The following is an 18,755-nucleotide window of genomic DNA, read 5'->3' on the forward strand; positions in this document are numbered from 1 at the left end:
ACTTCAAAATAATAGGTCTTGATAACATTTTTTCGTTATAAGCCCTTTGTGGTATCAAAAAATGTTCGTATCTTTACACCTTGAAAAAGTGCGAAAACGGCTCAGAAAGGAAATAAAGGCTATTGTGGGCAATTTTAGCCTTTCAAAGAAGAGCTCGTTAAAGTGATAGAAATTTATAACAGAAAAAATATATAATGGACGAAAATCAGACAATTGATCAGGACAGAATTATGAAGATCAACATCGAGGAGGAGATGAAAAGCTCCTACATCGACTACTCAATGTCGGTGATTGTGGCACGTGCCCTCCCTGATGTTCGTGACGGTTTTAAGCCTGTTCACCGCCGTATCCTCTTCGGTATGCGTGGTATCGGTAACTTTAGCAACCAGCCTTACAAGAAGTGTGCCCGCGTTGTCGGTGAGGTACTTGGTAAGTATCACCCACATGGTGACTTTTCTGTTTACGGTGCGCTTGTGCGTATGGGACAGGACTGGAATATGCGCTACAAGTTGGTTGACGGACAGGGTAACTTTGGTTCTGTCGATGGTGACTCTGCTGCTGCGATGCGTTATACTGAGTGCCGCCTCTCAAAGATGGGTGAGCACGTTATGGACGATATCGAGAAGGATACGGTTGACATGGTCAACAACTTCGACGATACGTTGCGCGAGCCAGCCGTGATGCCTACAAAGATTCCTAACCTGCTTGTAAATGGTGGTAATGGTATCGCTGTGGGTATGGCAACGAATATCCCTACGCATAATCTTGGCGAAGTTATTGATGGATGTTGTGCTTATATTGACAATCCAGAGATTTCTACTGATGGATTAATGGAATTTATCCCAGCTCCAGACTTCCCAACAGGTGCATATATTTATGGTCTTCAAGGTGTTAAGGATGCCTATGAGACTGGTCGTGGCCGTGTCGTAATGCGTGCTAAGGCTGAGATAGAGAGCGATGAGAACCACGATAAGATTGTTGTGACAGAGATTCCTTACGGAGTTAATAAGCAGCAACTTATTGAATATATTGCTGACCTCGTGAAGGAAGGAAAGTTGGAGGGTATCTCTAACGTTAATGACGAAACGGGCCGTCAAGGTATGCGTATCGTTGTTGATGTGAAGCGTGATGCCAATGCAAACGTCATTCTGAATAAGCTTTTCAAGATGACAGCATTGCAGAGTTCTTTCTCTGTAAACTGTATCGCATTGGTAGCGGGTCGTCCACGTCTGTTGAGCCTTCGTGAGTGTATTAAGTACTTCGTAGAGCATCGTCATGATGTCACTATCCGCCGTGCACAATTCGACTTGAAGAAGGCACAGGAACGCGCACATATCTTAGAAGCACTGATTAAGGCTTGTGATAATATTGATGAGGTTGTCCGTATTATTCGTGCCAGCAAGACACCTTCAGATGCCCAAAGAAACCTCGAGAAGCGTTTTGACTTCGATGAGCTTCAATCAAGAGCTATCGTTGATATGCGTTTGTCACAGCTTACAGGTCTGCGTCTTGACCAGTTGCATCAAGAGTTTGAGGAATTGATGCAAACCATCAAGGACTTGCAGGAGATTCTTAATAACCCTGAGCGTTGTAAGGAAGTGATGAAGGAAGAGTTGCAGGAGGTTAAGGAGAAGTATGGAGATGACCGTCGTACAGAGATTATCCCTGATGAGCATGAGTTTAATGCTGAGGACTTCTATCCTAATGACCCTGTTGTTATTACTATTAGTCATCTTGGCTATATCAAGCGTACTCCACTTGCAGACTTTAAGGAGCAGGCTCGTGGTGGTGTAGGTTCTAAGGGTGCTCGCACACGTGAGAAGGACTTCACCGAATATATCTATCCAGCAACAATGCACCAGACAATGCTGTTCTTTACTCGTAAGGGACGCTGCTACTGGATGAAGTGTTATGACATCCCAGAGGGCGATAAGAACTCAAAGGGACGTGCTATTCAGAATATGCTCTCACTTGAGCCGGGCGACTCTGTTAACGCATTCTTGCGTATTCAGGGCTTGGATGATGATGACTTCCTCGATTCTCACTATGTAGTATTTGCAACAAAGCAGGGTATCGTTAAGAAGACTTCTCTCCGTGCTTACTCACGTCCTCGTACCAATGGTGTGATTGCTATTAACATCAATGAGGGAGATGAGGTTGTAGACGTTCGTCTGACAAATGGTCATAACGAACTTATCATCGCTGACCGCAATGGTCGTGCTTGTCGCTTCGATGAGTCAAATATCCGTACTATGGGGCGCGTGTCTACAGGTGTACGTGGTATGCGTTTGGACGAAGATGGTCAGGACGAGGTTGTTGGTATGATTGTTGTTAATGACCCTGTTAACGAGACGGTTATGGTTGTATCTGAGGAGGGCTACGGAAAGCGCTCACAGGTAGAGGACTATCGATTAACTAATCGTGGCGGTAAGGGTGTTAAGACGCTGAATATCACGGATAAGACTGGTAAACTTGTTGCTATCAAGAACGTTACTGATGATAACGACTTGATGATTATCAACAAGAGCGGAATCGTCATCCGTATGTCGGTTGCCGAATGCCGTGTAATGGGTCGAGCAACACAAGGTGTACGCCTGATTAACCTCGCTAAAAAGAATGATGTTATCGCATCTGTTTGTAAGGTGATGAGCTCAGATATGGAGTCACAGGTTGAGGATGATAGTCGTGAAGACCTTCCAAACACAGGTGAGGATATCAAGGGAGATGCATCATCTGCAGCAGATAATACAGAGGTTACACCTGTTGATTTCGAGTAATATGATGAGTTGACCTGTCGACAAGTTGAAATGTTGACAGGTTACTTGTACCAAGATTATAAGAGACAGCAGTAATCATAAGAATGAATTCAAAATTAATACATGATTATAAACCTTTTAATAAAGATTACTAATATGAAGAAGTTAATGTTCGCAGCATTGATGTTACTCAGTACATCTGCTGCATTCGCTGGCGACAGCGAGCCACTGAAGGCAATCCTTAAGGCACAAAGCTATGCAGAAGCTGCTGAGCTCGTTAAGGCTAACCTCGGACAGCTTACAGACAATGCTGAGAAGGCAAAGGCTTATGACAAGCTCTATCAACTTGCTATGAAGAAGGTAAGTGCAGAGCAGGGTGTTCAGCTTGAGAACCAGACTAACCAGCAAATGGGTAAGGAAGGTAACAAAGCTGTTGATGAGAAAGGTCTCTATGAGGCTGTAGGTCAGGCTTTCGATGCCGCTGAGGAAGTAGTCAAGTATGACAATATGCCTAATGCAAAGGGTAAGATTAAGCCTAAGTATACAGATATTGCTGATCAGCTCTACCCACTTCGTGGACAGTTGATTAATGGTGGTATCTTCTATCAGGGTGCTAAGGACGATGCAAATGCTTATAAGTATCTTGCTCGTTACGTAGACTCTGCTGATGAACCAATGTTCTCTAAGTTTGATAAGTCTAAGGATGAGAACTTGAATGAGATTGCTTATTTCGCAACTTATTATGCTTATCAGAATAAGGACTACAAGAAGGCTGAGAAGTATGCTGAATACGCTGTAAAGAGCAAGGACCGTAGTAAGGATGCTAAGCAGTTGCAGTTGGCTATCATGGGTGCACAGCTGAAGACTCGTCAGGACTCTGTTGCTTATGCTGATAAGCTTGCTGGTATCTATGCTCAAGATCCTGATAATGATGCAGTATTGACAACTTTGACATCTATTTATAGTTCACTTGGTATGCAGAACAAGGCAGAGGAAATTGTAAATGCTGCCCTTGCAAAGAATCCTAATAGCTATGGTGCATTGGTAATGCTCGGTCAGTTCGCAAGCCAAAAGAAGGAATACGAGAAGGCTGCTGACTACCTTACTAAGGCTTTGGCATTGGTAAAGGATGATAATGCAAAGATTGCTATCAATGCATCTATCGGTCAGTGCTGGTTCTATAAGGCACAGGATCGTGTAGCATCTGTGAAGGGTGTATTGTCACCAGCAGCACGTGCTCAGTTCAACGATGTTTACAATAAGGCTATTTCATATCTTGAGACAGCTAAGAAGCTTGATGTTCTTAAAGAGCAGAAGAGCTCTTGGGCTTACCCACTTTACGGTTGCTACTATTTCGTAAAGGGTGCACAAGCTCCTGAGACATTGGAAGCTGCAGCTATTGCTGGCGTTCAGCAGTAAAAGTCTTTAATAATCCCCCTCTTATATGAATTCATTTGTTAAGTCATATAAGAGGGGATTTTGTGTTACTAAAATATAGCCGATGAAAAGAGTACTAATACTGATTATTTCTATTTTTACAAGTTGGAATATCGCAGAGGCACAAGAAACATATCAGCAGGCTGAGTCGTTTAACCGCCTCGCAAAAGAAGCTTTCACCCGTGTAGAGAAACATTCGAATAGGGATTCTGTAGCCATCTTCAAAGCTGTTGTAGATGGTGTGGAGTATTCATTGAAAAGTGATGAGTTTGACAGGATGCCTAATCGAAAGGGGAAAGTTCATCCAAAGTTTGAAGAGGAAAACAAGAATCGACTTGCAGTCCTGCACCCAATGTTGATAGATGCTGGTAAGTATTTCAGCAAAGGAAGTTATACGAGAAATGAAGGACTTGATGCCTTACAATTATATCTAAAAGCTCGTAAATCTCCATTGGTAAAGGATAATATCGATGAGTCAGGTGTTGCAGCTTATTACATTGCTTATTATTATTTAAAAGCTCACAACTTAGAGAAAGCTGATGAATATGCTGATATTGCAATTCAATATGATGAGACTGCACAAGCTGCAGCTGAAATTAAAGCACAATGTATGCATAATAAGATGGTAAACGAGGAAGATTCCCTGCGTTATCTGTCTGTGATACAGCAACTTTATCGTACTGATCCTACGAATGAAACCTATTTCTCATGGATAATGAAGTTCTATCAAAATCCTACACCTAAATTTAATATAGAGGATTTTATAGATAGAATACTTGAAGAGAACACAAACTCAACGGTGCCATGGATACTTAAGGGTGAAATTGCTATGCATGCAGAACGTTGGGAAGAAGCTATTGATGCTTATAAACATGCTGATGAAATTGATCCAAGTAGTATTCCTGTTGCCTATAATATAGGTGTCTGTTTGAATACTGTTGGAATGGCAGTACGTGAAGATGTTGCTGAACGAAGGAAGAAGAAAGAAGTTGTCTCTGATAATGAATATATGAAGTATTTTGCAGAAGCACGTACTTATCTTGAGCGTGTAAGGGCAAAAGATCCACGTAGAAATAGGGTAGACTGGGTAGGTCCTCTCTATTTAGATTATACTGTATTGAACGATAAAATTAAGGCTGAAGAACTCGAACCTCTTGTAACAAATTATAGAAAGTGAAGTATATAAAGTCATTTTTAATATATATATGTCTGCTTTTTCCTCTTACTGGGATTGCGCAGAAGAAGCAGTTGCAGACTGTACGTGATCAGATAAAGTCTGGGAAGGAACTCACGAAAGCTGAGAATACACTTCGTGGATTGCTGGTTGACTCAGTATCTAAGAAAAATAATAAGATATGGCTCCTCCTATGTGATGCATTGATAAAACAGTATGAGCAGGGAAATGAGAAACTTTATTTGAAACAAAAGTATGACACTGCAGCATTCTTCTCTGTAACGAGAAGATTGTATGATACAATGTCACGCTTTGACTCTCTTGATGCTAAACCTGATGCTGAGGGTAGGGTACGTGCAAAGTATAGGACTAAGCATGCAGAGTTCCTAAACTCTATTCGCCCAAATCTATTCAATGGTGGTTCTTACTTTATTCATAAGAAAGACTATAATACCGCATTTGATTATTATAGCGATTACTTGGAGTCAGCAAATTATCCTCTTTTTGAAGGTTATGACTATATGAAGAATGATGCACTTATACCACATGCTGCTTACTGGGCTATGTTCTGTGGATATAAGCTAAGCGATGCAGATAAAATTATGCGCTTTAAGGAACAGGCCGAACGTGATACTTCTATGCTAAACTTTGTAAGGCAGTATGAGGCTGAGGCTTATTTGGTAAAGAGGGATACAACTATGTACGTAAAATCTTTGCAAGCTGGCTTCGAGCAATATCCTAACTTTGCATTCTTCTTCCCACGATTAGTTGAATATTATGCTAAGATAGGAGAACACCAGAAGGCATTGGAGATTACGGACCGTGCATTGAAGGCTGACTCTACAAGTCTGTTGTTTCGTTTTGCAAAGAGTACAGCGTTGTTGAACCTTGGCAGGTACAACGAATGTATTGAAATTTGTAAACAATTGATTAAAGATAACGACTCTTATGCTGATGCCTATTATAACATTGGACTTGCTTATTTTAATCAAGCCATAGAATTAAATAAGGATAGGCAGAAGTATCGGGCCAACAAAGAAAAGATAATAACATTATATCAGCGTTCTAAACCCTATATGGAGAAATTCAGAGAGCTTTCACCAACAGCTAAGAGCAAATGGTTAGCTCCTTTATATACTATTTATCTTAATTTGAATATGGGTAAGGAATTTGACGAAATTGATAAGTTGAGAAAGGAAAAGTAATGATGAATAACGATATTATTGATAAGCTTGGCATAACACTCAATGCAATGCAGGAAGCTACGGCTGACGCAGTGTTGCATACAGGGAAGGATGTTGTCGTTATGTCACCGACAGGTTCCGGTAAAACATACGCTTATCTTCTACCATTGATTCAGCGGTTGGATGCAAAGTCTGATGAGTTGCAAGCTGTAGTCTTAGTGCCAGGACGTGAGTTGGCATTGCAGTCGGCTAATGTACTTAAAGACATGGGTAGCGGCTTACGCTCTATGGCATTATATGGTGGACGTCCAACGATGGAAGAGCATCGTGTATTGAGAGATATAAAGCCGCAAGTAGTCTTTGCTACTCCGGGACGATTGAATGATCATCTTGACAAATCAAATATTAAAGCAGAAACAATAAAGTGGCTTATAATAGATGAGTTTGATAAGTGCCTTGAATTTGGTTTCCAAGACGAGATGATGAGTGTTCTCTGTAAGTTACCAAATATTGAAAGACGAATCTTACTATCAGCAACAGAGTCAGAGACTATTCCTAATTTTGTATCAATGGGAAGAACTGTTCATTTGGATTATCGTACAGATGAAGAGACTATTCCTGATCGTATTCGTCTCTACACGGTTATAAGTTCAGAGAAGGATAAACTGGAGGTGTTAAAGAGACTTTTACTTTCTTTAGGTGATAAGAGTAGTATTGTATTCTTAAATTATCGTGACTCTGTTGAGCGTACTGCCACATTCTTAAAGGCAGAGGGTTTTACTATTAGTTGGTTCCATGGTGGCTTAGAACAGCGTGAGCGTGAAGCTGCACTTTATCGTTTTTCAAATGGTTCAGCACCAATACTTGTTAGCACCGACTTGGCTTCACGTGGACTGGATATTCCTGATGTTGATAATATTATACATTATCATTTCCCTGAAACGGAAGATAGCTATGTGCATAGGGTAGGACGTACAGCACGTTGGGACAAAGAAGGCAGAACCTTCTTCATTCTTGGGCCAGAAGAACATTTGCCAGAGTATGTTAGCAATGAACATGAGGAGTATAAGATACCAGAGTCTTTACCGAAACCTGCTCAGCCTCGCATGGCTACTATATATATAGGTAAAGGAAAGAAAGATAAAATCTCAAAGATGGATATAGTAGGTTTTCTTTGTAAAAAGGGAGGATTGAAGTCTTCTGAGATAGGAAAGATTGACGTAAAGGACCGTTTTGCTTATGTTGCAGTGGTACGCACAAAGATAAAAGAAATAATCTCTCTGACTAAAGGAGAAAAAATAAAAGGTATTCGTACCGTTGTGGAAGAAGTAAGGTGACGCATTATACAATGTGTCACCTTTTCCTTATCATGTCCGTCGACATGTATAAATCGTTTGATATCTTACAGATAAAAAAAGTGGTATTTTATTTGGAAGTATAAAAATAAAAGCGTATCTTCGCATCGTAAACTATAGAAACCTATTACAATATTTAATACTGATAATAACTACAAAACATAAGTCAAACTTAAACTAAACAATCAGATGAAAAAGTACAATTTTGGTGCTGGTCCATGTATCCTTCCACGTGAAGTAATCGAGAAAACAGCAAGTGCTATTTTAGATTTCAATGGAATTGGTCTTTCAATTGCTGAAATCAGCCACCGTTCAAAGGATTTTCAACCTGTAATGGACGAAGCAATGGCTTTAGTAAAGGAAGTGTTAAATGTTCCTGAAGGCTATTCAGTGCTTTTCTTAGGTGGTGGTGCATCACTTGAGTTCTGCATGATTCCTTTTAACTTCTTGGTAAAGAAGGCTGGTTATTTGAATACTGGTGTTTGGGCAAAGAAGGCAATGAAGGAAGCCAAGTTGTTTGGAGATGTTGTTGAAGTAGCTTCATCAGCAGATGAAAACTACACCTATCTTCCAAAGAATTTCGATGTTCCTACAGATTTGGATTATTTGCACGTAACTACCAATAATACAATCTATGGTACAGAATATCACAAAGATTTAGATGTACCAGTTCGTTTGATTGGTGATATGTCTTCTGATATCTTCAGTCGTCCAGTAGATGTTTCTAAGTACGATTGCATCTATGGTGGTGCACAGAAGAACCTCTCTATGGCAGGTGTAACATTCATCATCATTAAGGACGACGTTCTTGGTCGTGTACAGCGTGAAATCCCAACGATGTTGGATTATCGTACACACATCAAGAAGGGCTCTATGTTCAATACTCCTCCTGTAGTACCTATTTATACAGCATTGGAAAATCTCCGTTGGATTAAGGCTAATGGTGGTGTAGAAGCTATGGAGAAACTTGCTAAGGAGCGTGCTGATATTGTTTATGGTGAGATCGACCGCAATAAGTTGTTCCGTGGAACAGTTATGTGTGAGGAAGATCGCTCTTACATGAACATCTGTTTCGTACTCAACGATGAATATGCTGAACTTCAAGATGAGTTCTTTAAGTTTGCTACAGAAAGAGGCATGGTAGGTATCAAGGGTCACCGTGATGTTGGTGGTTTCCGTGCAAGCTGCTACAACGCAATGACAGTTGAAGGCTGCAAGGCTCTCGTTGAAACAATGAAGGAGTTCGAAGCTAAGCACTAAGCCGCATAGTCATTAGACTTAGCAAGCGTAAATATTTCGTTTGCTAAGTCTAAGTAATTATCTTTACTTTTTATTAACCTAAACATTAAAGCTATGAAGGTTTTAATTGCAACTGAGAAACCTTTTGCACCAGCTGCTGTGCAAGGTATAACAAACGAATTAAAGGGTGCTGGACATGAAGTTGTCCTACTTGAGAAATATGCGAGTACAGCTGAATTACTTGAGGCTGTGAAAGATGCAGATGCAATGATAGTACGTTCTGATAAGGTTACACCAGAGGTACTTGATGCTGCTAAGCAGTTGAAGGTCGTAGTACGTGCAGGTGCAGGCTATGATTCAATTGATACAGCTTATGCAAAGGAGAAGAATGTCGTAGTAGAGAACACTCCTGGTCAGAATTCTAATGCAGTTGCCGAACTTGTATTTGGTTTGTTGGTATATGCTGTACGCAATTTCTATAATGGCAAGGCTGGTACAGAGTTAATGGGTAAGAAACTCGGTATTCTTGCTTTCGGTAATGTTGGTAGAAACGTGGCACGCATTGCAAAAGGCTTTGGTATGGAAGTCTATGCATACGATGCATTCTGTCCTGCTGATGCTATTGAGGCTGCAGGAGTTCATGCTTGTAAGAGTCAGGATGAGTTGTTCCAGACTTGTGATGTCTTGTCACTTCACATCCCTGCAACTCCACAGACTGTAAAGAGTATTGATTATCGTTTAGTAAATCTTCTTCCAAAGAAAGGAGTTCTCGTAAACACCGCTCGTAAAGAGGTTATTAACGAGGAAGAGCTTTTGAAGTTGATGGCTGAGCGTGAGGACTTAAAGTTTGTTACCGATATTAAGCCAGATGCAGACGAAGAGTTTAAGAAGTTTGAGGGTCGCTATTTCTCTACACCAAAGAAGATGGGTGCTCAGACTGCTGAAGCAAATACGAATGCTGGTATTGCTGCAGCAAAGCAGATTAATGCTTTCTTTGCAACAGGTGACACAAAGTTCCAAGTAAACAAATAACTTTCTAATACAATAAGGATTGATAGTCTTAATCTTCAAAATAGATTGTGACTTTCAATCCTTTTATTATTTTCTTAAAGATAAACACTATGGCAGTAATTAAACCTTTTAAGGGTATTCGTCCTCCAAAAGACTTAGTAGAGTCTGTTGCCAGCCGTCCATACGATGTGTTGGATTCAGAAGAAGCGCGTGCAGAAGCTGGTGACAACGAAAAGAGTTTATATCATATCATAAAACCAGAAATCAACTTTGAGGTTGGAACAAGCGAATATGATCCAAGAGCCTATGAGAGTGCTGTTGAGCAGTTCCAGAAGTTCCAAGACAAAGGCTGGTTAGTACAAGATGACAAAGAACATTACTATATCTATGCTCAGACAATGAATGGCAAGACTCAGTATGGCCTTGTTGTTGGTGCTTTTGTTGATGATTACTTGACTGGTAACATCAAAAAACATGAGTTGACACGTAGAGATAAAGAAGAGGACCGCATGAAGCATGTTCGTATTTGCAATGCAAATGTAGAGCCTGTATTCTTTGCTTATCCTGACAATGAGGTACTTGACAGTTTGTTGGCTCGTTATGCAGCTACAAAGCCAGAGTATGATTTCGTTGCACCTGACGATGGTTTCAGACATCAGTTCTGGGTAATATCAGACGAGGCTGACATCAAGACTGTTACTGAAGAGTTCAAGAAGATGCCAAGTCTATATATTGCAGATGGTCATCATCGCTCTGCCGCAGCTGCTTTGGTTGGTGCTGAGAAGGCTAAGAATAATAAGAATCATAAGGGCGATGAGGAGTATAACTACTTCATGGCTGTATGCTTCCAGGCAAGTCAATTGACAATTCTTGACTATAATCGTGTTATCAAAGACTTAAATGGCATGGAAGTTGCTGAGTTCTTAAAAGCTTTGGAGAAGAATTTCACTGTTGAGTTGAAAGGTAAGGATGAATACCGTCCAACGAAATTGCACGAATTCTCCATGTATCTTGATGGCAACTGGTATAGTTTAGTGGCTAAGCCTGGTACATACGATGATAATGACCCAATTGGTGTACTTGATGTAGACATCTCAAGTCGACTGATTTTAGACGAATTGATGGGCATAAAGGATCTCCGTTCAGACAAGCGTATCGATTTCGTTGGAGGTCTGCGTGGTCTTGGAGAGTTGAAGCGTCGTGTTGATAGTGGTGAGATGCGTTGGGCATTGGCACTCTATCCTGTATCAATGCAGCAGATTATGGATATTGCTGATAGTGGTAAGATTATGCCACCAAAGGCAACATGGTTTGAGCCGAAACTTCGTTCTGGTCTTGTCATCCATAAGTTGGATTGATACAAGATTAGCATTAATTGAATGAATAGCGATAAATATAAGACAATAAAAGAGAAAGCGATTGGCGAGGGATATTACTCTGAAAAGCGGAGCAAATTCCTCGCTTTTGCGCATCATGTTGACTCTGTTGACGAGGCTTTAGAGCTTGTAAAGGAATATCGAAAGAAATATTATGATGCTCGTCATTGCTGTTATGCTTATAGAGTAGGCTTTGATGGTACTGAGTTTCGTGCAAATGATGATGGAGAACCTTCTTCTACAGCAGGAAAGCCAATTCTTGGACAGATTGACAGTAATGGTTTGACAAATACGCTTATTTGTGTTATTCGTTATTATGGTGGCATCAATCTCGGTACAGGTGGTTTGATTGTTGCTTATCGAGAGGCTGCTGCAGATGCCATAACAAATAGTGAGATAGAAGAGAAATACATAGAGGAAGAGGTGACGTACAGCTTCTCTTATCCTATGATGAATGCTGTCATGCGTATTATTAAGGACATGAATCCTCGTATTATCAATCAAGTCTTTGATAATACATGCGAGGTAACACTTTCTATCAGGAAGGGAAAGGCTGATGAGTTACGAACACGTTTGAAGAAATTGTCTTTTGATTAATCTTTCATGTTAGGTTTACTCTGTGGTTAAACAGACTTTTCGAGCAATGCTATAATCATTCTTTATTGCTGTAAGAAATGTTTTCTCTTAGGCTGTAAGATTTCTTCTTAATTATTGAATAGCCCTCCATGCATACTCTTATTGTAGCATATTATGTAGGAAACGGCCATTCTCTCATGTGCCATCATACAGGACATATATCGGATACCTTCATTTCTTACAGATATACGCTGATTATGAGTAGTTTATCCACACATGTACAGGGCTCATAAATGGCCTTGTTGTCAGCTGACCTCACTAAATATTCCCACTAATATCATGCTTTTATAGTACTTAGGGATGACTATAAGCTTTATTACTTAATATGCTTTTTCCAATAGATTAAATCATTTTCTTTCATCGATAGTCTCCAGTCATTAATATTTCTATGATAGAGTAGGACAATTGCGTCTCGGTCGTAAAGGCCATACAGTAAAGCGTTCGTTGCATAATCAGTTGTAGAGTCTTGAAGGAGAGACAACCATGTTTCTCTTTTGATAGTCTTAATGATACTATCCTCCTTGTCTGATAGTTTTATGCGAACACGATAGCCAATATCATGAATAGGAAAGCAAGAATCACAAGCAACCTTCAATATCTTGTAATGAAGGTCTCGGTTGTTGATAAATTGTATGTCAGTTTCTTGTTGTTTGTTTTGCTTGTATTCCTTGGGCTTACAAGCATAGAGAGTAAAAGATAGCGTTACTAAGAAAAGTAATTTGGAGGATATACACATGTCTTTATCACCTATAAATATTGTAGCACCCAGTCTTTATAATCCCTTATTATATGTTGTTTTGTAACTGTTACTATCGTATGCGAAGATCAGGAAGACATCTTCAATCACCTATTCATAATGCATTGATTTAGCAGGATGGATATGACTAATTAGATAGCTTGGTGCAATTAAGACAGCAACACAAACCAACAAGGTAGCGAGGTTGAGCGCAATAACAAATGGAAGATTTATTTCTACGGGTACCGTACTTACATAGTATGTTTGTGGATCGAGTTTAATTAATCCCGTCCACTTTTGTAAGAATACGATACCAAAGCCTATAATATTACCAATCAGTAGACCTCGACTAATAATAAAGGTAGCAAACCAAAGGAAGATATGACGTATCTGGCGATTTCGAGAACCAAGTGCTTTTAATATACCAATCATCTGTGTACGTTCGAGAATGATAATTAATAGTCCTGAAATCATCGTCACACCGGCTACAGCAATCATAAGTGCAAGGATAATCCAGACATTTAAGTCCATCAAATCAAGCCAAGAGAAGATTTGTGGATTCTGCTCAATGATGTTCTCTGATGAGTAAGTTTCTCCATAGTGGTCGACTGTATTTTTAACCTTGCTAAGCACCAGAGAACTAATAGGATTGAGCTGAGAGAAATCGTTTACTTGTAGTTCAGCACCGCTATATTGGTCAGGTTCCCATCCATTTAGCTTGTTTGCTGTATATAAATCAGTGAAACATATCTGTGAATCAAACTGTTTCATGTTTGTAGCATATATCCCAGCAATAGTGAACTTACGAGTCCTTACACCTTGGTCGTTGATGAAGTATGCAAAAATACGTTGTCCTACCTTTAGATTGAGTTTGTCTGCTATGGTCTTAGAGATAACCAGTTTCTGATGACTTTCTTTATCAGAGAAATGGGGTAGGCTACCCTCTACCATATTGTTATGTATGAAGGTCGTATCAAAGTCAGGTCCTACTCCTTTAAGCATAACACCCAAGAAATCCTCATTCGTCTTTAATATACCTTGTGTATATGCATAACGTTGAACATGTTTAACCCCAGGAACATCTTTAAGAACCTTGATAAGTGAGTCGTTAACTTGTATAGGATATTGTTCTGAACCCTGTAGTGTAAGGAAGTTAGCCACTGTTATATCACTTCCAAACCCAATCACTTTATCCCGAATAGTATGTTTAAACCCTAAAACAACACAGACAGATACAATCATAACGGCCAAACCGATTGCGACACCAACTGTAGCAATCGTAATAGCAGGCTTTGACACCTTACGTGTCTTGTCTCCTCCGTTATATATCTTACGTGCAATAAAAAGCGGATAGTTCATTATAATGATGAGTGTTGAATATAGGGTGATGATGAATTAGTGAAATATAGGTAGTGAATGAAGAATATCGTATGATGAAGAATTTGCGACATATAAGTGTATTGAATAATTTATAGTACTATTCTTCATCATCTAACAATCCCCAGTCAACGCCCTTTACTCTTCTTCTACACGTCCAGGATAAGCCTCTAACGCCTTCTGAAGCACAACCAAAGCACGCTGTAAGTCTTCTCGTTTCAGTACATAAGCAATACGAACTTGGTTACGTCCTGCTCCAGGAGTAGTATAAAAGCCACTTGCTGGTGCCATCATAACAGTCTCACCTTCATAATTGAACTCCTCTAAACACCAACGACAGAATTTGTCGGAGTCGTCAACAGGGAGTTTAGCAACCGTGTAGAAGGCGCCCATAGGGATAGGAGAGTAGACACCAGGAATGCGGTTTAGTCCATCAATGAGGCATTTACGACGCTCTACATATTCATCGTAGACATCACGATAGTAGGAAGCAGGTGCGTCAAGACTTGCTTCAGCTACAATCTGTCCAATCAATGGGGGAGAAAGACGAGCCTGACAGAATTTCATGACAGCCTTGCGAATCTCTTCATTCTTCGTGATAAGTGCACCAATACGAATACCGCACTCGCTATAACGCTTTGATACAGAGTCGATAAGAACGGTGTTGTTCTCTATTCCCTGTAGGTGCATTGCAGAGATATATGGCGACCCAGTGTAGATATATTCACGGTAGACTTCATCAGAGAAGAGGTAGAGATCGTATTTCTTAACAAGGTCTCTAATCTGATTCATCTCCCTTCTTGTGTATAGATAACCCGTAGGATTGTTCGGATTACATATCATGATAGCACGTGTCTTCTCGTTGATAAGTTCCTCAAACTTCTCAACCTTAGGTAGGGCGAACCCTTCTTCTATGGAGGTTGCAATCGTCTTTATCTTCGCACCTGCAGATATTGCAAATGCCATGTAATTAGCGTATGCAGGTTCAGGGACGATTATCTCGTCTCCAGGATTTAGACAAGCCATGAAGGAATAGAGCACAGCTTCAGAGCCACCGGCCGTTATGATAATATCATCTGGCTTGACATTAATATTAAACTTCTTGTAGAAGTCGCATAACTTCTCCCTGTATGAAAGATAACCTTGGGAAGGTGAGTATTCTAAAAGTGTACGGTCAATCTTCTTCAAAGCGTCCAACCCGCATTGTGGAGTAGGCAGATCTGGTTGACCAATATTTAAATGATAAACTTTTATACCACGTCTTTTTGCCTCAACGGCAAGTGGAGCCAGTTTTCTAATAGGTGACTCCGGCATTTCAAGTCCACGAACTGATATTTCCGGCATAATGACTTTATTTATTCTCCCGATAATGAATGAGAGTCGAAGATATCTACTCTTTCATTCTATACAATACTGCAAAGGTAGACAATTTTTTTATTTTAACCGCACTTTTAGCCGATTAACGCAGATTTTTTACTACTTTTGCATATCTATAAAAACAGCTTTTACTCTTCTTAAGTTAGGATATTTACGAGGGAAGAGATGGTCATAACAAATAAAGAATAATTATGAGAAGTAGAACAAGTACTTGGTTTGAAACACGAGTTAGATACGATAAGACCATGGAAGATGGTCAGAATAAGAAGGTCATAGAGCAGTATGTTGTTGATGCCTTTAGTTTCTCTGAGGCTGAAGAGTTTATAACTGAAGAAATGTCACACTACGTCAGTGGTGAATTTGACGTTAAGGCAATCTCTCCAGCAGCGTATGGTGAGATCTTCTTCAGTGATATTGATACTGATGACAAGTGGTTTAAGGCAAGACTCGCATTCATCACCTTAGACGAGAAGACCGAGAAGGAGAAGCGCTCTTCAGTGACTTATCTTGTTCAGGCCCACTCTGTGAGTGGCGCTGTTAAGCATGTAGAAGAGGTGATGAGTTCTACAATGATCGACTATGAGATTGTTGGTATTGCCGAAACAAAGATTATGGATGTCTTCGAACATCGTGCTGGTAAGAAGAACGACAAGGACGAGAAGCCTGAATACGAGAAATAAAGAGATAAGAATCTAAGGTACTTACGATTATGTATGATGTAGCAAATAATTTACACAAAGTTCTTGGAACTCTTCCTGATGGTGTGAAGTTGGTTGCCATCAGTAAGTTTCATCCTAACGAATATATTGAGGCTGCATATCAAGAGGGGCAACGTCTCTTTGGTGAAAGTCAAGTACAAGAGCTCTCACGTAAAGTTGATACACTCCCAAATGATATCGAGTGGCACTTTATTGGTCATCTTCAAACCAATAAAGTAAAGTATATTGCTCCTTATATCTCTATGATTGAGGCCGTCGATTCACTCAAGTTATTGAAGGAAATCGATAAGCAAGCTGCTAAACACAATCGGATTATCAATGTCCTTTTAGAGCTTCATATCGCAGAAGAAGAGTCGAAATATGGTTTTAGTCCTGATGCTTGTCGTGAACTGTTAGCCAACGGCGAGTGGAAAGAACTGAAGAATGTGCATATCTCTGGACTAATGATGATGGCTTCTAACGTTGATGATCGTGAGCAGATAAAGCGTGAGATGACATTAGCAGCCAACCTCTTTGACGAGCTAAAAGAGAAGTACTTTGCAGATGATTCAGCGTTCAAAGAACGTTCATGGGGCATGAGTCATGATTATGACATTGCCGTTGAATGTCGTTCAACGATGGTTCGTGTGGGTACAACCATCTTTGGCCCACGTGTTTATTAGGCCCATAGAATGATAGGTGTTGGGTGTTGAATGACGGGTGTTGGGTGTTGAATGATAGGTGTTGATGGCTTGAGTAAAGCTTTTAATTCTTGCTTTTAACATACAAAATCACGGCAAATTTTGTCCCGTTAGGCGCTCCCCTCCCTTTCGGGGAGGGGCTGGGGGAGAGGTCTTCGGGGCTGGGGGAGAGGTCCTTTTCTCCTCTTCTTGTCAACTATTTTCGCTCCCCATGAATCCATTACATGCTCTTTAAGCAGAAAGAAGATGCCTTTCAACGATTAAGAACACGCCTTTCTTGCATACAGAAGACGCCCTTCTTGAAGCAAGAAAGGCGTCTTCTTTAATACTATATGTAACTTATTGATTCCTTGTCGGCTACAAACTCTTATTTAAGAGATGATATACTCTTGTATAGAGGGTGTTTAGCTTGATGCTATGTAATAATTTTTCGCAACCTTAATAACCTTTTCGTTGTTTGAAGTAATTACTTAGATAGTTCTATGGATGACACTGATAGAAAGAGATAGGAGTTTTCTTTCCCTCACAGATAAAGCATCTCAAAAGCTATAAGGAATGTTTTGGACAATAAACAAAAAGTTGGACAAGCTATCAATAAAGCTATTTTGTTGGTTTATAATATCTAAGTATGCCAAGGATTTCTGCGTTCTCAGCTTTGGCACCTATCGTTATTCTTAGGCAGTTGTTACATAATGATAGGTTGGAGCAGTTCCTTACCTTGATTCCTTTTTGGCACAGATAGTTATACACGCTTTGTGCATCTTTCATCTTAGCTAAGAAGAAGTTAGCATTCGATGGATAAACTTTTTCACAACAAGCTAAGCTCTCAAAAGCAAGCATCATACGTTTGCGTTCTAACAAAAGAATCTTTATCCAGTCCTCAATGTCGTACCGATGTTTGAGAACATCAAGTGCCTGTTCTTGTGTGAGTTGGTTGATTGGATAAGGATTACTTACTTTCTTAAATATATCAATGATAGATTCTTGTGCATAAACTACACCTAAGCGGATAGCTGCATTTGCCCATGCCTTAGAGAAAGTATTGAGTACTATCATGTTAGGAAACTCTGATAGTCGTTCTCGAAAGACTGGTAAACGTGAGAAATCAGTGTAGGCTTCATCAATTACGACAATACCGTTAAACGCTTTTAGTAGCATTTCTACTTCCATGATATTCAACGTATTACCACTTGGAGAGTTAGGAGAGCAAAGCCAAATGAGCTTTGTATGTTTATCGCAAGCCTTCAAAAGCTTCGTAGCACTTAATTGAAAGCTATCATCTAATAGTACTGGACGATACTCTATATCATTCAGTCTTGCGAAGCGTCTGTATAGTTCACAAGTGGGTTCGATGGCCACAACGTTGTCTATCTTCGGTTGACAAAAAATACGAAAACACATGTCTATCGCCTCCGTAGAACCATTGCTTAGGAAAATCTCTCTATGAGTGACACCTCTCAACTTCGCCAGTTCCTCCTTTACCATTGCCTGATTGTCAGATGGATAACGGTTTAAAGGCTTGTTATATGGATTTTCGTTTGCATCAAGCATAATATGTTGAGCATCTCTTTCTGACTGTTCCGCTTTTGCATCAACGTCAGAGATGAGTGCTCTAATATTTGTTCTGACCAATTGTTGTAAGTCTATCATATTATGATTCTTTGTCGGTTAGTAGTTATTTGTCCCACAGAAGTAGGC

General features: G+C 40.0%; 15 protein-coding genes. 11 read left to right on the forward strand and 4 right to left on the reverse strand.

What is annotated here, in order from left to right:
- Positions 1–194: 194 nt before the first annotated feature.
- From gyrA to AXF23_RS04945, 9 genes are all read left to right on the forward strand, one after another.
- Complete coding sequence (gene gyrA, locus AXF23_RS04905; protein WP_107624501.1) at positions 195–2,777, forward strand: DNA gyrase subunit A; 2,583 nt, start codon at positions 195–197, stop codon at positions 2,775–2,777.
- A gap of 135 nt (positions 2,778–2,912) precedes the next feature.
- Entirely contained in the window at positions 2,913–4,175 is a 1,263-nt protein-coding gene (locus AXF23_RS04910; protein ID WP_107624502.1) for a tetratricopeptide repeat protein, read from the forward strand.
- 82 nt (positions 4,176–4,257) lie between these two features.
- On the forward strand, positions 4,258–5,370 hold the full coding sequence (locus AXF23_RS04915; protein ID WP_107624503.1) for a tetratricopeptide repeat protein: 1,113 nt from the start codon (positions 4,258–4,260) through the stop codon (positions 5,368–5,370).
- A complete protein-coding gene (locus AXF23_RS04920; RefSeq protein WP_107624504.1) occupies positions 5,367–6,572 on the forward strand; it encodes a tetratricopeptide repeat protein in 1,206 nt (401 codons plus the stop codon). The genes AXF23_RS04915 and AXF23_RS04920 overlap by 4 nt, the downstream gene beginning before the upstream one ends.
- A 2-nt stretch (positions 6,573–6,574) precedes the next feature.
- Positions 6,575–7,888 (forward strand): DEAD/DEAH box helicase, encoded by a 1,314-nt coding sequence (locus tag AXF23_RS04925; protein ID WP_107625801.1) that lies wholly within the window; start codon positions 6,575–6,577, stop codon positions 7,886–7,888.
- 207 nt (positions 7,889–8,095) lie between these two features.
- Positions 8,096–9,166: a 3-phosphoserine/phosphohydroxythreonine transaminase gene (serC, locus tag AXF23_RS04930; protein WP_107624505.1), complete on the forward strand. Its 1,071-nt coding sequence runs from the start codon at positions 8,096–8,098 to the stop codon at positions 9,164–9,166.
- A 93-nt stretch (positions 9,167–9,259) separates the two neighbouring features.
- Positions 9,260–10,177, forward strand: a complete 918-nt coding sequence (locus tag AXF23_RS04935; RefSeq protein ID WP_009010677.1) for an NAD(P)-dependent oxidoreductase — start codon at positions 9,260–9,262, stop codon at positions 10,175–10,177.
- A gap of 89 nt (positions 10,178–10,266) precedes the next feature.
- Positions 10,267–11,514, forward strand: coding sequence for a DUF1015 domain-containing protein (locus AXF23_RS04940; protein WP_089366182.1), 1,248 nt, complete (start codon positions 10,267–10,269; stop codon positions 11,512–11,514).
- 21 nt (positions 11,515–11,535) lie between these two features.
- A complete protein-coding gene (locus tag AXF23_RS04945) occupies positions 11,536–12,129 on the forward strand; it encodes an IMPACT family protein (RefSeq protein WP_107624506.1) in 594 nt (197 codons plus the stop codon).
- A gap of 355 nt (positions 12,130–12,484) precedes the next feature.
- On the opposite strand, the gene AXF23_RS04950 is transcribed toward AXF23_RS04945, so the two are convergent.
- The 3 genes from AXF23_RS04950 to AXF23_RS04960 all read right to left on the reverse strand — a co-directional run bounded on the left by AXF23_RS04950 (position 12,485) and on the right by AXF23_RS04960 (position 15,625).
- Positions 12,485–12,904: a hypothetical protein gene (locus tag AXF23_RS04950; RefSeq protein ID WP_233251239.1), complete on the reverse strand. Its 420-nt coding sequence runs from the start codon at positions 12,902–12,904 to the stop codon at positions 12,485–12,487.
- 111 nt (positions 12,905–13,015) lie between these two features.
- Positions 13,016–14,263, reverse strand: a complete 1,248-nt coding sequence (locus AXF23_RS04955) for an ABC transporter permease (RefSeq protein WP_107624508.1) — start codon at positions 14,261–14,263, stop codon at positions 13,016–13,018.
- Positions 14,264–14,419: 156 nt separating this feature from the next.
- Positions 14,420–15,625 carry a pyridoxal phosphate-dependent aminotransferase gene (locus AXF23_RS04960; RefSeq protein WP_089366186.1) on the reverse strand — a complete coding sequence of 402 codons (1,206 nt, stop codon included), beginning with the start codon at positions 15,623–15,625 and terminating at the stop codon, positions 14,420–14,422.
- Positions 15,626–15,849: 224 nt separating this feature from the next.
- On the opposite strand from AXF23_RS04960, the gene AXF23_RS04965 reads away from it, so the two are divergent.
- Both AXF23_RS04965 and AXF23_RS04970 read left to right on the forward strand, forming a co-directional pair.
- Positions 15,850–16,338 carry a DUF4494 domain-containing protein gene (locus tag AXF23_RS04965; RefSeq protein ID WP_009010683.1) on the forward strand — a complete coding sequence of 163 codons (489 nt, stop codon included), beginning with the start codon at positions 15,850–15,852 and terminating at the stop codon, positions 16,336–16,338.
- Between the two features lie 29 nt (positions 16,339–16,367).
- Entirely contained in the window at positions 16,368–17,039 is a 672-nt protein-coding gene (locus AXF23_RS04970) for a YggS family pyridoxal phosphate-dependent enzyme (protein ID WP_107624509.1), read from the forward strand.
- A gap of 618 nt (positions 17,040–17,657) precedes the next feature.
- Here AXF23_RS04970 and hisC read toward each other — a convergent pair.
- Positions 17,658–18,707: a histidinol-phosphate transaminase gene (gene hisC, locus AXF23_RS04975; protein ID WP_107624510.1), complete on the reverse strand. Its 1,050-nt coding sequence runs from the start codon at positions 18,705–18,707 to the stop codon at positions 17,658–17,660.
- Positions 18,708–18,755 lie beyond the last annotated feature (48 nt).

This window comes from Prevotella sp. oral taxon 313, assembly GCF_003043935.1.
GTDB lineage: Bacteria > Bacteroidota > Bacteroidia > Bacteroidales > Bacteroidaceae > Prevotella > Prevotella jejuni.

Excerpts from the sequence above, each read along its gene's own strand:
- AXF23_RS04945 (WP_107624506.1), top strand. The coding sequence starts at position 11,536 with ATGAATAGCGATAAATATAAGACAATAAAAGAGAAAGCGATTGGCGAG.
- AXF23_RS04970 (WP_107624509.1), top strand. The coding sequence starts at position 16,368 with ATGTATGATGTAGCAAATAATTTACACAAAGTTCTTGGAACTCTTCCT.
- AXF23_RS04925 (WP_107625801.1), top strand. The coding sequence starts at position 6,575 with ATGAATAACGATATTATTGATAAGCTTGGCATAACACTCAATGCAATG.
- AXF23_RS04965 (WP_009010683.1), top strand. The coding sequence starts at position 15,850 with ATGAGAAGTAGAACAAGTACTTGGTTTGAAACACGAGTTAGATACGAT.
- gyrA (WP_107624501.1), top strand. The coding sequence starts at position 195 with ATGGACGAAAATCAGACAATTGATCAGGACAGAATTATGAAGATCAAC.
- AXF23_RS04910 (WP_107624502.1), top strand. The coding sequence starts at position 2,913 with ATGAAGAAGTTAATGTTCGCAGCATTGATGTTACTCAGTACATCTGCT.
- AXF23_RS04960 (WP_089366186.1), bottom strand. The coding sequence starts at position 15,625 with ATGCCGGAAATATCAGTTCGTGGACTTGAAATGCCGGAGTCACCTATT.
- serC (WP_107624505.1), top strand. The coding sequence starts at position 8,096 with ATGAAAAAGTACAATTTTGGTGCTGGTCCATGTATCCTTCCACGTGAA.
- AXF23_RS04940 (WP_089366182.1), top strand. The coding sequence starts at position 10,267 with ATGGCAGTAATTAAACCTTTTAAGGGTATTCGTCCTCCAAAAGACTTA.
- AXF23_RS04915 (WP_107624503.1), top strand. The coding sequence starts at position 4,258 with ATGAAAAGAGTACTAATACTGATTATTTCTATTTTTACAAGTTGGAAT.
- hisC (WP_107624510.1), bottom strand. The coding sequence starts at position 18,707 with ATGATAGACTTACAACAATTGGTCAGAACAAATATTAGAGCACTCATC.
- AXF23_RS04950 (WP_233251239.1), bottom strand. The coding sequence starts at position 12,904 with ATGTGTATATCCTCCAAATTACTTTTCTTAGTAACGCTATCTTTTACT.
- AXF23_RS04955 (WP_107624508.1), bottom strand. The coding sequence starts at position 14,263 with ATGAACTATCCGCTTTTTATTGCACGTAAGATATATAACGGAGGAGAC.
- AXF23_RS04935 (WP_009010677.1), top strand. The coding sequence starts at position 9,260 with ATGAAGGTTTTAATTGCAACTGAGAAACCTTTTGCACCAGCTGCTGTG.